This is a genomic window from Oscillospiraceae bacterium MB24-C1, assembly GCA_030913685.1.
In the GTDB taxonomy this organism is placed as follows: domain Bacteria; phylum Bacillota; class Clostridia; order Oscillospirales; family Ruminococcaceae; genus Yanshouia.
In genome coordinates, this window is the sequence record CP133187.1 from 66,028 (window position 1) to 79,917 (window position 13,890).

The 13,890-nt window shown below is 46.3% G+C and carries 12 protein-coding genes, 2 tRNA genes and 1 other RNA gene; 6 read left to right on the plus strand and 9 right to left on the minus strand.

What is annotated here, in order from left to right; all coding sequences use genetic code 11:
* Nucleotides 1-100 precede the first annotated feature (100 nt).
* An RNA gene (gene rnpB / locus RBH76_00330) (RNase P RNA component class A) lies at nucleotides 101-439 on the minus strand.
* A gap of 168 nt (nucleotides 440-607) precedes the next feature.
* On the opposite strand from rnpB, the gene RBH76_00335 reads away from it, so the two are divergent.
* The 4 genes from RBH76_00335 (at nucleotide 608) to RBH76_00350 (ending at nucleotide 1,943) form a co-directional block, all read left to right on the plus strand.
* Complete coding sequence (locus RBH76_00335) at nucleotides 608-1,126, plus strand: HD family phosphohydrolase (protein ID WMJ83908.1); 519 nt, start codon at nucleotides 608-610, stop codon at nucleotides 1,124-1,126.
* A gap of 90 nt (nucleotides 1,127-1,216) precedes the next feature.
* Nucleotides 1,217-1,303, plus strand: a tRNA-Ser gene (locus RBH76_00340).
* Between the two features lie 49 nt (nucleotides 1,304-1,352).
* Nucleotides 1,353-1,443: transfer RNA gene (locus tag RBH76_00345), tRNA-Ser, on the plus strand.
* Nucleotides 1,444-1,577: 134 nt separating this feature from the next.
* Nucleotides 1,578-1,943, plus strand: a complete 366-nt coding sequence (locus tag RBH76_00350; protein ID WMJ83909.1) for an ACT domain-containing protein — start codon at nucleotides 1,578-1,580, stop codon at nucleotides 1,941-1,943.
* Between the two features lie 511 nt (nucleotides 1,944-2,454).
* Here the strand turns inward: RBH76_00350 and RBH76_00355 are convergent.
* The 6 genes from RBH76_00355 to RBH76_00380 form a co-directional block, all read right to left on the minus strand.
* The gene (locus RBH76_00355; protein WMJ83910.1) at nucleotides 2,455-3,567 is read right to left on the minus strand and encodes a D-TA family PLP-dependent enzyme; all 1,113 of its coding nucleotides are present in this window, start codon (nucleotides 3,565-3,567) and stop codon (nucleotides 2,455-2,457) included.
* Between the two features lie 13 nt (nucleotides 3,568-3,580).
* On the minus strand, nucleotides 3,581-4,045 hold the full coding sequence (locus RBH76_00360; protein ID WMJ83911.1) for a RidA family protein: 465 nt from the start codon (nucleotides 4,043-4,045) through the stop codon (nucleotides 3,581-3,583).
* 156 nt (nucleotides 4,046-4,201) lie between these two features.
* Complete coding sequence (locus RBH76_00365) at nucleotides 4,202-5,356, minus strand: M20 family metallopeptidase (GenBank protein ID WMJ83912.1); 1,155 nt, start codon at nucleotides 5,354-5,356, stop codon at nucleotides 4,202-4,204.
* Nucleotides 5,357-5,404: 48 nt separating this feature from the next.
* Nucleotides 5,405-6,673, minus strand: a complete 1,269-nt coding sequence (locus tag RBH76_00370) for a TRAP transporter large permease (GenBank protein ID WMJ83913.1) — start codon at nucleotides 6,671-6,673, stop codon at nucleotides 5,405-5,407.
* Entirely contained in the window at nucleotides 6,670-7,179 is a 510-nt protein-coding gene (locus tag RBH76_00375) for a TRAP transporter small permease (GenBank protein ID WMJ83914.1), read from the minus strand. Before RBH76_00375 ends, RBH76_00370 begins: the two co-directional genes overlap by 4 nt.
* Before the next feature lie 137 nt (nucleotides 7,180-7,316).
* On the minus strand, nucleotides 7,317-8,369 hold the full coding sequence (locus tag RBH76_00380) for a TRAP transporter substrate-binding protein (protein ID WMJ83915.1): 1,053 nt from the start codon (nucleotides 8,367-8,369) through the stop codon (nucleotides 7,317-7,319).
* Between the two features lie 323 nt (nucleotides 8,370-8,692).
* Between RBH76_00380 and RBH76_00385 the strand changes: the two genes are divergently transcribed.
* Complete coding sequence (locus tag RBH76_00385; GenBank protein WMJ83916.1) at nucleotides 8,693-9,349, plus strand: helix-turn-helix transcriptional regulator; 657 nt, start codon at nucleotides 8,693-8,695, stop codon at nucleotides 9,347-9,349.
* Between the two features lie 141 nt (nucleotides 9,350-9,490).
* On the opposite strand, the gene RBH76_00390 is transcribed toward RBH76_00385, so the two are convergent.
* Together RBH76_00390 and RBH76_00395 are read right to left on the minus strand one after the other, a co-directional pair.
* Nucleotides 9,491-10,363 carry an IS3 family transposase gene (locus RBH76_00390; GenBank protein WMJ83917.1) on the minus strand — a complete coding sequence of 291 codons (873 nt, stop codon included), beginning with the start codon at nucleotides 10,361-10,363 and terminating at the stop codon, nucleotides 9,491-9,493.
* Nucleotides 10,360-10,554, minus strand: coding sequence for a hypothetical protein (locus RBH76_00395; GenBank protein ID WMJ83918.1), 195 nt, complete (start codon nucleotides 10,552-10,554; stop codon nucleotides 10,360-10,362). Before RBH76_00395 ends, RBH76_00390 begins: the two co-directional genes overlap by 4 nt.
* A 978-nt stretch (nucleotides 10,555-11,532) precedes the next feature.
* Between RBH76_00395 and RBH76_00400 the strand changes: the two genes are divergently transcribed.
* Nucleotides 11,533-13,581 carry a methyl-accepting chemotaxis protein gene (locus RBH76_00400; GenBank protein WMJ83919.1) on the plus strand — a complete coding sequence of 683 codons (2,049 nt, stop codon included), beginning with the start codon at nucleotides 11,533-11,535 and terminating at the stop codon, nucleotides 13,579-13,581.
* The last annotated feature ends 309 nt before the right edge of the window (nucleotides 13,582-13,890 follow it).

The window sequence follows — 13,890 nt, forward strand, 5'->3', positions numbered from 1 at the left end:
TAATCTATGTCAGTATTGTGCCGTAATATTCCTATTTCTATACAATATTCGCAAAAAAAGTGGCAGAGCGCTGTGTCGCGCTTTGCCACTTTTTTTGAAACCTTCAACCGGACAATAAGCCGGGTTCTGTTTTAGACAACGATCTATCTTGGCTGCAGGTCGCCCTACAGCTCCAGCCACGCTTTCAAAGGCACGACGGGCCGCCGTATTGCCTTTTATCGGTGTTGCTCCGGATAGGGTTTGCAGGGCCGCTCCGTCTCCGGAACGCCGGTGAGCTCTTACCTCGCCTTTCCACCCTTACCTGCCAAAAGGCAGGCGGTATATCTCTGTTGCACTTTCCCTAAGGTCGCCCTCGGCTGCCGTTAGCAGCTATCCCGCCCGATGGAGCCCGGACTTTCCTCATGCGGGCAAAGCCGCACGCCGCTGTCTCGTCCACTTGTCGATCTCGCTTATTAATATAACATATTGAGCCCAAAACTACAATGCCAAATAAAAGCACGGTGTAATCAGACGCAATTAACTGTATTATTTACCATTACAAAGCGCTTTAAGTTATGTTATGATGATATTACAGTTTGTCTAAAACGTTTAGAAAGGAAGTTTAGCTATGTGGAATTTGGATAACAGGGTCGAGTTTTCGACTTGTATAAAAGATATTATCAATGACGAGGCGGTACAGTCGATGGACGACATTAAGCACCATGTACATAATGTAAGTTGCCTTGACCACTGTGTTTTTGTGGCTTATGTTAGCTTTGTGCTATGCAAAAAGTTTAAATTGAACCATGTTGCCGCTGCACGAGCCGGACTTCTGCATGATTTATATCTGTGCGACTGGAGCAAAACCAATGTCAGCCGATTTCGCCGCTGGTTAATTCATCCGTCCATGGCACTTAAAAATGCTGAAAAATTTACGCTTTCGAATCTGGAGCGCGATATTATTTTAAAGCACATGTGGCCGCTTACGCTTCGCCAGCTGCCAGGCTATCGTGAATCGGCTGTGGTGAATTTGGCCGACAAGTTTTGTGCTTGTGTCGAATTTCTGCGCCTCTACCATGTTTTTAAAGCTGGGCGCGTGCTGTCGGCTTTTAATCAGCGGCGTTGCGCGATATCTTTGACACAATAAAATTATATGAGGTTTCTATATTCATTTCGTATTGACGAGCCTTTTCCTTTGTGATATAATATCGTCGTTGCGGTTGTCGAAGCATCTTACGGAGAGGTGTCCGAGTGGTTTAAGGAGCTGGTCTTGAAAACCAGTGACTCGCGAGAGCCGTGGGTTCGAATCCCACCCTCTCCGCCATTTTAAAGTCGCGATGTCAAACTTAATAGATTAAGGCGATTACCAATACGGAGATGTACTCAAGTTGGTGACGAGGCGCCCCTGCTAAGGGCGTAGGTCGGGAAACCGGCGCGAGAGTTCGAGTCTCTCCATCTCCGCCAAAAAACTCTATGCATGAGGATTTGAACTCATACATAGAGTTTTTGTTTTATCTGTGCTAGAATTAGGGGAAATACAATTATTTATATTAGCTTAATTTACATTTGGTTAATAAGGTAAACTATGGAGGATGAACATGGAGATAATGAAAATAGAATTTAACTTTTCTGTATGCAAAGTAACCGATTTTTCAAAAGTAGATTTAAATAGTGAATATTGTTTTATAGGAAAAACAAATGAAGAAAACTCGCTTGTTTGTATTAAGGAAAATATTCCTGACAATACAATTGAACGAGATGATGGGTGGAAAGCATTTAGAATTCAAGGTGTATTGGACTTCTCCCTCATTGGTATTTTATCCAAGATATCAACATTGTTAGCTGAAAATCAAATTGGAATATTTGCTATTTCTACATATAACACAGATTATATTTTAACAAAAGAAGAAAATTATCTTAAGGCATTAGAAGTACTATTAAATGCAGGTTATCAAATTATCTGAATTGTAACGTCTATTACGAATATATGATATATCCAGAATTGACATAGCATTCAGCAAGGCCCTCACACTTCTTATGCAGTGTGAGGGCTTTTGTTCGTTGTCGGTAGTTGTAAAATTTAAGGTTAGTTTTTCCAAAGGAGGAAAATGCCCCTCGTTTTTTATATTTGTTATTTTTGAAAAGTTATTCTATCGAACCTAAAAGCCCCATCCAACGGATAGGGCCTTAGTTTTTGCTTACCTTAGTATTTAGCTATTGCCTTTTAATTTTACGAACTATATCCATAAAGTATGATCTGTGCCCCAATATCCTATTTCCTGCATTTATGTTTGCAGTCACTTACATGACCAGTATATGTTTCTTTACAGGTTGTTGGAATTATTATCAGCATTCGAAAACACTTTTTAATCCTTACCATATATTCCTGAAATTAAGCCATAACACCTTTTTGCTGGTATACGGCTATTTTTCGTTATATTCCAAAGCAGCCCAATATTGGTATGGTATGTGTAGTTAATAGGTCAGTTTGCGGTTGCGGGCAGTGACCTCCCACCAATCCAAGATTCGGCCTTGCTGCACCACGGGGACGCTGGGGTACAGCGCGCTGGTGGGACAGATATGTGTGGGGATTGCATACAACAGCGTGCCCACAGGGGGGATGTCCTTGATGTACTCGGGGGGCACACGCACAACCCAGTGCTCCTCGTTTTGCAGCACCGTCTTGGCGTACTCCATGCCCACAATTTCGGCACGCTCGCCTGCCGGGTCAGCTGCGACCGCCTTGTAACCCAAATCCAGCGTAAAGGCATCCACGTCCGTGCGGCTGATCACGCGGGTGAGCAGGATGCCCCCAGGGGTAAAGTCCAGATCCTTGAAGTTGTCCCGGTAGCCCGCATCCTGAATAATACCGGTGCCCGGTGAGAGGAATTCCTTGGTGCCCTGTGCATGACACGGGAAGCTTGGCGTGCCGCCCATCACCAGCACGGAACAGTCGATACCCTGGGCTTGCAGTGCCTCCCTAATCTTCAGTATCTTGGCGTTAGTTTCGGAAACGCCAGCATCCCGCTGGGCAAAGTCATTTTCGTGGCGGTTGCCGTCATAGCAGTGCATGCCTCTCATCTCAATGCCGGGTAACTTAGCCCACGATTCGTACATGGCTTGGGCTTTCTCCAGTGCCACACCGGTGCGGTGCATCCCCATGTCCATGTCCATCAAAAGGCGCACGCTACATCCCGCTGCTACGGCTTGCCGACTCAGTTCCAGCACCATCTCCGTGTCATCGTCGATGGCCCAAAAACGTACCGTCGGATAAGCGGTACTCAGCCGGAGGAAGCGGGTGATGTTGGGCCCGATCAGCGGGTAGGCTACCAGCGCGTCGCTGCAGCCGACCGCCGCTACCATCTCTGCTTCGGCAATGGTGGCGCACTTGAAACGGGTAATGCCCATACTCATCTGTAGCTCTACCATTTTTGCCATCTTGTGGCTCTTCACATGAGGCCATAGCCGATCCACGCCCCCTGCAATTTGCGTAGTACGGCGGATGTTCGCCTCGATGATTTCTTTGTAATAAACTAGTTGTGGAGTTACCAGCTGCTCCGCGCCTTCAAACGAATATTTGTTGGCCATTTCTATTCCCCTTTCAATATTCCACCAGCGCTTCAATCTCCACCGCGATGTTGCCCGGGCAGGTATTCACACCCATGGCCGTACGGGCCGGGCAGCCAACTTCTTCGCCAAACAGTGACACCAGCAGGTTGGAGCCACCGTTAACCACTTGCGGTTGTTGATAAAAATCATCCGCACTATTTACAAACGCTAGCACCTTGACAAAGCGCTTGATTTTGTTTAGATCACCCAACTGTGCTTCTAAATTAGCTAGAAGGTTGAGCATGCAGTTATATGCCGCCTTTTGGCCCTGTTCCAATGTCAGATCTTTGCCCAACTTACCCACAACAGTCTCTCCGTTGCCCAGATCCGGGCCGCAGCCGCTACAGTACAGCAGGTGATTACTAAACTCTTGTACCGGCGTATAAACCCCTCCCTTGGCCGGAGGCTTGGGCAGGGTGATATTGAGCTCTTTTAGCTTATCGTATACATTTGCCATAATTTTTTCTCCTTTTCCGTGCAGACTAGTTCGTCCGCGTGGATTTCTTTTGTCATAAATATAATGATAGGTGTGTCTCGGCCGCATAGGCTACCACCACAACCGCAATTGGGCTGTCGTACAGATTTACAGCAGCGTGTGCAGTGTATTCACATCTCAAGCCAGTCCCTTCTGTGCTTCCAGAACAATCCGCTCGTATAGTGCCACCGCCTGCTCAAACTGTTCCTTTGAGACAAATTCGTCAACGGTGTGCGCTTGGTTCAGGCTCCCGGGCCCACATAGGATCGTTTCAAATCCGGCGGCGGTGAAACAACTCATATCACAGCAGGCACCAAAATAGGTGATCTGAGGCTCTGTCCCGAACAAATCATGGTAGGCCCGGGTCGTCGCCTGCACCAGTGGCGCGGTAGGTTCAGTCATGCCGGGTTTCACCTCAATAAAAGGCTCGATGCCCCAGCTCACCTCTGGCTGTCCCTGAAACAGACGGTGCAAAAGTTCGTCCATCTGCGCTACCAGACTTTGGGCCGTCTCACCGGGTACAGTGCGAAAGTCCAGCACCGTCTCGCAGCTACCGGGCACCACATTATCCTTGATACCGCCGTTTACGCGGGTAGCGGAAACGCTAGGCGGCGGCAGCACCTGCTGATGCAGACTCTGCTTTTCCTGGTTTACCCGGTCTACCGCCAGTAAAAAGCGCGCCATCATAGTATTCGCGTTGATACCCTTTTCCGGTTGTCCGGCGTGACACTGACGACCCGTCAGGGTAATGCGTAACCGTACTACGCCCCTGTGGGCCACATGCAACTGGTTTTCGGTACCCTCGCCAATGATCACCCAATTGCGACTGCCCTTTTCAAAGCTGCGAACAAATGCTTTTGCCCCGGCACCGTCGATCTCTTCGTCTGCCACGAAAAGCAGTATTAACTCCTGCCCGCGCAGGGTGCCCTCCTGCTTGATTTTGATGGCGGCCGCCATCATAGCCGCTAGTGCACCTTTCATGTCGCAGGCGCCGCGACCATATAACAGACCGTCCTCTTCAGTCAGTACAAAGGGGTCATGTTTCCAACCCTCTCCCGCGGGTACCACATCAAGGTGTCCGTTAAAAATTAGCTTATTGGGGCTGTTGCCCAACTGCACCAAAGCGTTGGCTCGTCCGGGGGCCACCGGCTGAACCTGTGTGTCAAAGCCGTAGGCTTTCATGGTGCTTGTCACATATTCTGCCAGCGGCTGCTCATTGCCGGGCGGATTCACCGTCTCAAAACGGATCATCTCTTCAAAAAAGCGCCGCGCCAAAGCCAGATATTGCTCCATATTTTTTCCTTTCTGCCTTTCGCAGCCGCATCATAGTTATCGGAAGGCTCACATCATGTTTGCGAGCCACATGGTCAGCGGCGGGTAATAGGCTACCAGTAAAATCACCACGGCGCCCGTGATGAAGAAGGGCACCAGATCCTTTGTGCATTCCTCAATGCTGATCTCCGCAATGTTACATGAGATGAACAGCGTGGTACCCACCGGTGGCGTGAATAGGCCCAAGGCCAGCGCACATAGACAGACAATGCTCATCTGGATGGGGTCGACCCCAATGGCAGTAGCGATGGGCATGAAGATAGGCAGGAAAATGTACAGGTTTGGCACGTTGTCCATGACCATACCGGCAAAAAACAGAATAAGTACCATCACTAGCATTAGCAGGGAGTTAGGAAGATTCAGGCTGATTAGCGTCTTAGCAATCATGGTAGGAATGTTATTACTTACCAAAATCCACTGCATGATGGTGGCAGTGCAGACTACCATCATTACGACGGTGGTGCCAATAGCCGAAGCCTCCAGTGCCCTGAAAATTTTTTTCAGATTGAGGCTTCGATAGACAAACAAACCAAGGAACAGGGCGTACACCACGCAGATGGAGGCGGATTCAGTGGGGGTAGCGATGCCCAGTACGATGCTGCCAAGCATAAATACCGGGAACAGGATAGCCCAGGCGGCGTCCCTGCTGGCAGCCCAGATCTCGGGCCATTTGGCAGCTTCCTCACGGGGATAGTTGTTGCGCTTAGCCATCCAGACGGTGGTGGCCAAATAGCCCAGGCCGATTAGGATGCCGGGAATGGCACCCGCCAGAAACATCTTTGCTACAGACAAACCGGTGATGTAGGAGATGACGATCATAGTACTACTGGGTGGAATAATGATACCAACCACCGAACTGGTGGCATTGATAGCCGCCGAAAAGGACTTGGGGTAGCCGCGGTCATTCATTTCTGGGATCAGGATAGCGCCCACCGAGGAGGCATCCGCTACAGAAGAACCGGACATGCCTGCCATGATCATGCTGGTAACTACCGACACACAGCCCAAACCGCCGGGCATTTGGCGCACCAAGACGCTGGCGAAGTTGATGAGTTTTTTTGCAATACCGGACTCCACCATCAGGTTTCCGGCCAGTATAAAGAAGGGTACAGCGAGAAACGAAAAGGACTGGGTGTTGGAGAAAAATTTCTGTGCGGCGACCGCCACGCTTATCCCTTGCCCCTGCATAAAAACCATAGCTCCGGTACCCATACTGAACGCTATGGGAACGCCAATGGCCACCATCAATGCGAACACGATAAACATTACAGCAATCATCTTGCTTCACCTCCTAATTTCAACACTTCCGTGTAGATGTACTTGATCAGGTTCCAGGTCACCACTAGGGTGATGCCCCCAAAACAGATGAGCATGGAGCCATAGACCGCAACCTTGCTGACCCGGGTCAGTGCTAAGATCTCACGACGCAGCTGATAGCACAGGAGCCATGCAGCTTTAGTCATCATGGTCGAAAAGTATATCATCACCAGATAGACCAAAATCTCCAGACAGTGGCGAAATGCCCCGTGGAACTTCTCCTTAATAAAGGTAAGAGCGGTATTGCCATTGTTGCGGGCGATGGACACCGCACTCAGCGCTACAATCCAGGGAAACAAGATGTTGGTCATTTCGTTTGAGATAACTACAGGAGTCTTGAAGATATAGCGGCAGGTCACGTCTACAAAAACGAAACAGGTCATCACGGCCATTAGAATTCCGCCTAAGCCGCTCAAAAGGCGGGTGAACTTCTCGATCACGCTGTCGATCGCAGTTACGATGTTCAAGACACTTGCCTCCTTTACTTATAAAATTTAATCATCTCACATTTTTATTGGCTGTCATCTGTTGTAACTTAAATTTGGAGTTGGTGGGACCATCCTCACCAACTCCAAACCGTTAAAGCTACATTTCAGAAATCAGCTTAGCCGCGGATGTCTTTGACAATCTCAACAATTTTGCTGTCCGCTGTCTCGGCAAAATTATCGTACACACTGGAGACCTTCTCTGCGAAAGGTGCGGTATCCGGCGTTGTAATTTCCTTGAATTCGCCCTGCATTTTCTCTAAGTAAGTGGCATCTGCATTGGAAGCGTAGGCGCGGCCAGCCTCCTGAGCAGCGAGCGCTCCGTCCAGCAGAATCTTCTGGGTCTCCGCGTCGTAGCCGGCAAACTTTTCATCATTCATAATAAAGTTAATGGCGTAGTAAAAGATGTTGGTGATGGCAAGATAATCCTGCACTTCGTAAAACTTCTGCTGATAGATGGCGTCCAGCGGGTTGAACTGTCCATCCACAACGCCCTGACTCAGCCCCAGATACAGTTCGGAAAATGCAACGGTGGCCACAGAGCAGCCCATGCTCTCAAAGGTCTTGATGGAGGCCGCCTCGTTGGGGGAGCGCATCTTGATACCGGCCATGTCATCCACACTGTTGATGGCGCGTTTGTTGTTGGTGATTTGCGCCATACCCAGATCGCCGAAGGACAGAATCTTGTAACCGTAATTCTGGGCTATCTCCTTGAAGCGATTACCCAGATTACCATCCAGCAGTGCATGACCCTCCTCAAAGTCCTTTACTAAGAAAGGAAGGCTGATAGCGGAGAAGGATGGATCGACTGTAGACATGTTTGAGATGCCGGGCAGGGAGAAATCCAGAGTACCCAGCTTGACCATCTCGGTCATCTCGGACTCGCTGCCCAGAGTTCCTGCAGAGAAGCAGTCCACCGTGATACGGCCGTTACTGGTTTTTTCCACATATTCCTTAAAGGTGTTGGCCATCACGCCGCGAACAGAATCCTCCACCGTGTTGTAGCCCAGCTGAAAATTGTAAGAGGGTAACTTCTCAGCAGCGGTGGATTCACCTGCACTGGTCTCACCTGCAGTGGAGGAGGCGGGAGTGCTGGTAGCCGTACCGCCGCAAGCGGTTAGCATCATGCCCAGCAGACTCATTACAAGAACAAGCGCGATAATCTTTTTCATGACTCTAACTCCTTTTTCTTTTTCAGGCAAAGCAGTCCACACAGGGTAGCCTTGCTTGGTTTGAGTATATTAGTTAAAATAATTTTTTTCAATAGTTTTCTTAATTTTTTGAACAAAAATTCTAATTTTCGACAATATGTTTAAAAATCTAATTCAAAACTGTTAAATTAGACAAATAAATTACGAAGTAATGAGCTAAATAAAGAATTTTTTTCTTGTTATTTTAAATGCAAATTTTAATTATTGAAATAATATTCTTTACTTCCTGAACCTGCTATGTTATGATGACATAAACATTTTTTCCAAAATTGGGAGGGAGCATAATGGATAAGCTTCACAGAAATTTGGATATGTATCAGCGTTTACTAAAGATGCTAGCCGTACAGTTCGGCTCTACTTCCGAGATCGTGCTGCACGATCTCACCGGAACCTACGAGCGTACAATTGTTGGCATCGAGAACGGTCACATCACTGGGCGCAAGGTGGGGGATTGTGGTAGCAACCTTGGGCTGGAGGTACTTAGGGCCGATCCGTGCAGATCCAAGCATGATACCTTTGGCTATCTAACTTACCTGAAGGACGGTCGTATCTTGCGCTCCTCTTCTATGTATATCAATGATGACGATGGGCGAATTGTTGGATGTCTGTGCATCAATACAGACATCACCGCTTTGCAGTCGGTTTCCTTTGTTCTAAGCGAGCTGACCACCTCGAATGTGATAGAGAATCACCCTGAGGAAGTGTTTGCCCAAAACGTAGGTGAGTTGGTGGATTATCACATAGAGCGCTACCGGGAGCGCTCCCGCAAAGAGCCCTCGGAAATGGATAAGAGCGATAAACTGGATGCCATCCGCTATTTTGATGAGAAGGGTGTTTTTCTTATCTCTAAGTCCAGTACAAAAATCTGCAAATTTCTGCACATCTCCAAGGGCACCCTCTACTCCTACCTAGAGATCGTGCGTAGCGAAGAGAGCAAATAATTGTACAATCAATTTAAAAGAGAACTTGCAATTGGCAAGTTGTGAAATATTAATTGCTTAAATTGTAAGCGATAAACGTATAATAGTAACCCCCGGCTATGCTGAAATAGTCAATAGAAAGTAGACAGAATAAAGCTCAACTTAAACTGCCTGTTCAATTCTGAATTGGACAGGTGGTTTTCCGCTTAGTTTGCGGAGGGGACGAATGGTATTAAAATAAGCGATTGCGTCTGTGATGACGGAAGAAAGGTCATCAGCAAGCCAGTAGTGAAACTGAAAACGCAAAACATCTTTGAACCTACCAAAGAAGCTTTCGATCACAGCGTTATCTCTGGGGTTGCCAGCCCTAGACATACTTTGGATCGCACCATATTTTTTAAGTAGAGTTTGGTATCCCGTGGAAATGTACTGGTTGCCCTGATCGCTGTGTAAAAGGATAGGGCAACCGGTACATTTAGCTTTTTCCAGGAGTCTGCGAGCGGCTTGGAGCACGAAAGTGTTGTCGAAGGATTTGCTCAGCTGCCATTCGACAATTTCGTTGTTAAAAAGATCAAGGAAACAGACAAGATAAAACCATTGCCCTTTATGTTTAATATAGGTGATATCGGAACACACCTTTTTCAAGGGCAAATCGGAGCAAAATTCCCTGCTCAAAATATTTGGAACAAATTCATGCTCTTTTCCAGATTTAGTGCGGAACTTACCCCTACGCACGTATCCTTTGATACCAAGCCGACGCATGGATTGCCAAACAGAAATATCACACACTTTCCAACCGGTTTGCAACAATAGGGTATCACGGATTTGCCTATAGCCCATAGACGGATAGTGAGCATGGATGTCGCGTACAAGCTGATCCAGATCTCTCTGTGATTTTTCATAGCGGTTAGGTCGATTGCCTCGTGCCAACCATTTGTAGTACCCTGAACGCGATACGCCGTTCATCTGACATAATTCCGTTATGGAGAGCTCTTTGCTTTTTTCCTGTATAAAACCATAGATTTGCTGTATCACCTTCTTTTTGCACCGCCCCCTTTCAGTTCGATAGATTTTTTTAATCTTACTACATCAGCTTCTTTTTTCAACAATTCCCGTTTGAGTAATTCAACTTGATATTCCAATTCCTCTTCGCGGCTTAGTTCCTTTTTGCGGGTATATTTACTGAGTGGGTTACCAGGTTTCTTTTTAGGCTCCAGTACTTCCATGCCGTCTTTCAGATACTGCCCGCGCCATTCTTAATGCTGCTTGCGCTGATTCCTGTCTCCTTACTCAGTTTCCTGTAAGGTTCTCCTGCTATATAGCGCTTGACTATTGCCAGTTTTTCTGATGCGGTGTAGAACTTGTACCCTTTTGGCATTTTGAATCCCCTTTTAATGCTATATAAATAAAAGATAGTAGACACGCTTTTTTGTGTCTACTATCTTTTTACCACTTCAGCATAGCCGGGGGTTACTATTTTTATAGAACTAAATCACGCTTTAAATGCGTGGTATGCACCAGCCCTAAAAAGGTATATTACTGGCAACCTCTCAAGAGGTACTGAAAGATTTGCCAACCGCATTACTTTTGCAGGCCGCCGCTAAAGCGGCCTGTTTTTATGCCTTTGTATTTGCTACTATCTAATAATATTGAGTGATTGGCGGCTGGAGCGTCTTCTCTTGACTTTTTAATTAGAATTTTAATATAGGTACTGCGCATATTCTGCTGTGTTTTCCACCTAATAAATTGTCATGTTTACAAGGTGGGCCAATGCTGTGCATTTGGTGTCTATCGGAAACAGTTTTGTGAATATTGTACAGCGCGTTCCAATAGCCACACAACTTGGCTGGTTTATGATTCATATGGTGTTTAAAATACATATTGGAGATCGATTATTACATGATTTAAGCTCGCAAAGGTGTTGAAACCGTATTTTAAAGCGATAAAATGAACAATACATTTTTTGTGGACAGCAATAACGGATTTCATTTTCCATGTGTGCCAGGAGTCCAATATTGGGCTTTTTCAAAGAAAATAAGGCTTATTAATTTGTGCATAATGCTACAAAAAAGGTAACTAAACCCAATACTATTGCAAATTTCACCCAGTTATAGTAGTATATATTTTGACAATTTGAGCCAATAGAGACAAAATATTGAGCGCGGGCAAAGCCTCGTCGGTCAGAAGAGAGGGTACTTAACAGCATGTTTAAAATCAAAGGCGCCAAGAAGACAGCTAAACGTGAAAAAGTCAAGCGGATTGCGGCTGAAAAAAAACCAAAACTTAAAAAAAGCAAAGGCAGGAGCATTGGCAGCAGACTCAACGTAATTTTTTCGCTTGGTCTGATGGTTATGATGGCGGTAATAGTTGGTTTTGTCAGTGTATTTAACATGAATTTGTTAGAAAAAGATTTTTTGTCAAGTTGTAATTATAATATTAATGCCATCATCGCATTGAAGGATGACAAAATTGGTGAAGCCACAAATATAACAGCAGAATTGTCGGGCTCGGCACCGTTGTCGAGCGCGCTGGCAAGTGGCGGGCCTTATGGTTATGTTCAGGCGGTTGCACCCTATCGCAAAAATAAGCCTATTGATGTTCTGATCGTCAGCTCTGACGGTAAGCAGGTTTATTCCTCCAGTGAAGCGATTAACAGCATAATAAACCAAGATTATGTTAAGCAGGCGCTTGACGGAACATTTAATAGTTTCGTGGATATTGTCAACGGAGATAATCTAGCGGCTATTTCTTCGGTGCCTGTCTATAAGGGCAGTAAAGTGGTAGGTGCCATTATTGTGACAAACTCACTGCAGGATCAAGGTGAAATTGATGCCCTGAAGGCAACAAGTGGTGCCGATTTTGAGGTGTTTTTAAATGATACACGAATTGCCACCACCATCGTTGTAGATAATGTGCGCCAAACCGGAACCCAGATGTCCCCGGATATCTATGAAGTTGTCAATAACCAAAGGGTAGGCTATTCAGGAAAAATCAATCTTATGGGCGCGCAATACATGGTCAATTATGAACCGCTGTTTAACCTGCAAGGTACTGTTGTCGGTTCGCTGTTCAGCGGCAGAAATCTTGTAAGCGTTAAACAGCAAAACCTGACCATAACAGTTGCAGCTGCAATTATCGGATTGATTCTTTTTATTATAGCCGATCTATTGCTGTTGGCATTTGTTCGTCGCAGTATTGTCAAACCACTGACGCGTATTGTCGATTTGTCTGATCAGGTGGCCGGTGGCAATCTCGGCCTTTCAAATGTACTGGATGAGAACTACGCCTATACAAAAGATGATGAAATTGGCCGGGTATTCTTTGCACAGGTTGAAACTGTCAGTTCCCTCCGTGCCTATATTAGCGAAATTGATCGAATACTCAACGATTTAGCAGAGGGGAAACTGACAACTCAAACCCAGCAAAATTATAAAGGCGATTTTGTTAACATTAAGAACGTCCTGATTCAGGTGCAGAAAAAGCTGATTGATAACATGACAAGAATTAATCAGGCTGCTTCAATTCTTACCAACAGCGCCGGCGAAATATCGGCCTCGTCTCAATCTTTGGCACAGGGCGCAACCGAGCAGGCCGGTTCGGTTGAGGAGCTTAACAGCACTATCGATGGCGTTTATCACAACGTTAAAAGCACGGCCGAACATGCACGTTCCGCCTCTGAAAAGTCTGAGCTTGTCGGACGTGAGGTTGCCTTGGGTGACCAGCGAGTGGACGAAATGATCAAGGCGATGAACGAGATTAGCGAAGCATCAGGCAAGATCGAAAAAATCAATCGTACCATTGAAGATATTGCCTTCCAGACTAATATCCTTGCGCTTAACGCAGCTGTTGAGGCTGCGCGAGCGGGTACTGCTGGTAAGGGGTTTGCTGTTGTAGCTGATGAGGTGCGCAATCTGGCGGGCAAGAGTGCCGAGGCGGCGCGCGACACGACGGTACTGATACAAAATTCGCTGAACGCTATTGCAGCGGGTAGCGAGAAGGCGGATGAAACCGCTAAAGTCATGCGGCATGTAGTTACCGCTGTCAACGAAGTGGTGACTACCATAGAGAGCATTTCTCAGGCAAACGAGGAGCAGGCCGTTGCCTTGGGCCAGATTCAGGGGGGCATGTCTCAGATTGCGAAAGTGGTCGGCACAACCTCTGCTTCGGCTGAGGAGAGCGCTGCCACAGCACAGGAGCTTTCAGCTCAGGCCAAGCTGCTCGAGGAATTGGTATCGACGTTTCAACTGAACTGATATTAAGGCAGGATGCTGCGGTTTTGTGCCGCTGCATCCTGTTTTTTTTGTATAAAACCGCATTATAAAGCGAAAAATTGAATCTAAAATTAACCGGTTTTATTTATTGTGAATATTTACCCGCCTATAATTCTTTGATTTATATAAAAACAACAATCGGAATCGCTATTAGTTAAAGAAACATAGCACAAAATGACCATAAAATGTATTTTTATGACGGTGTTTTCTAGTTTAAATTTCAGTTAAAACTATGTGAAAACTTGACAAAGAGTTACGAAATGAATAATATGGTAAAAGTTTAGGTACAAT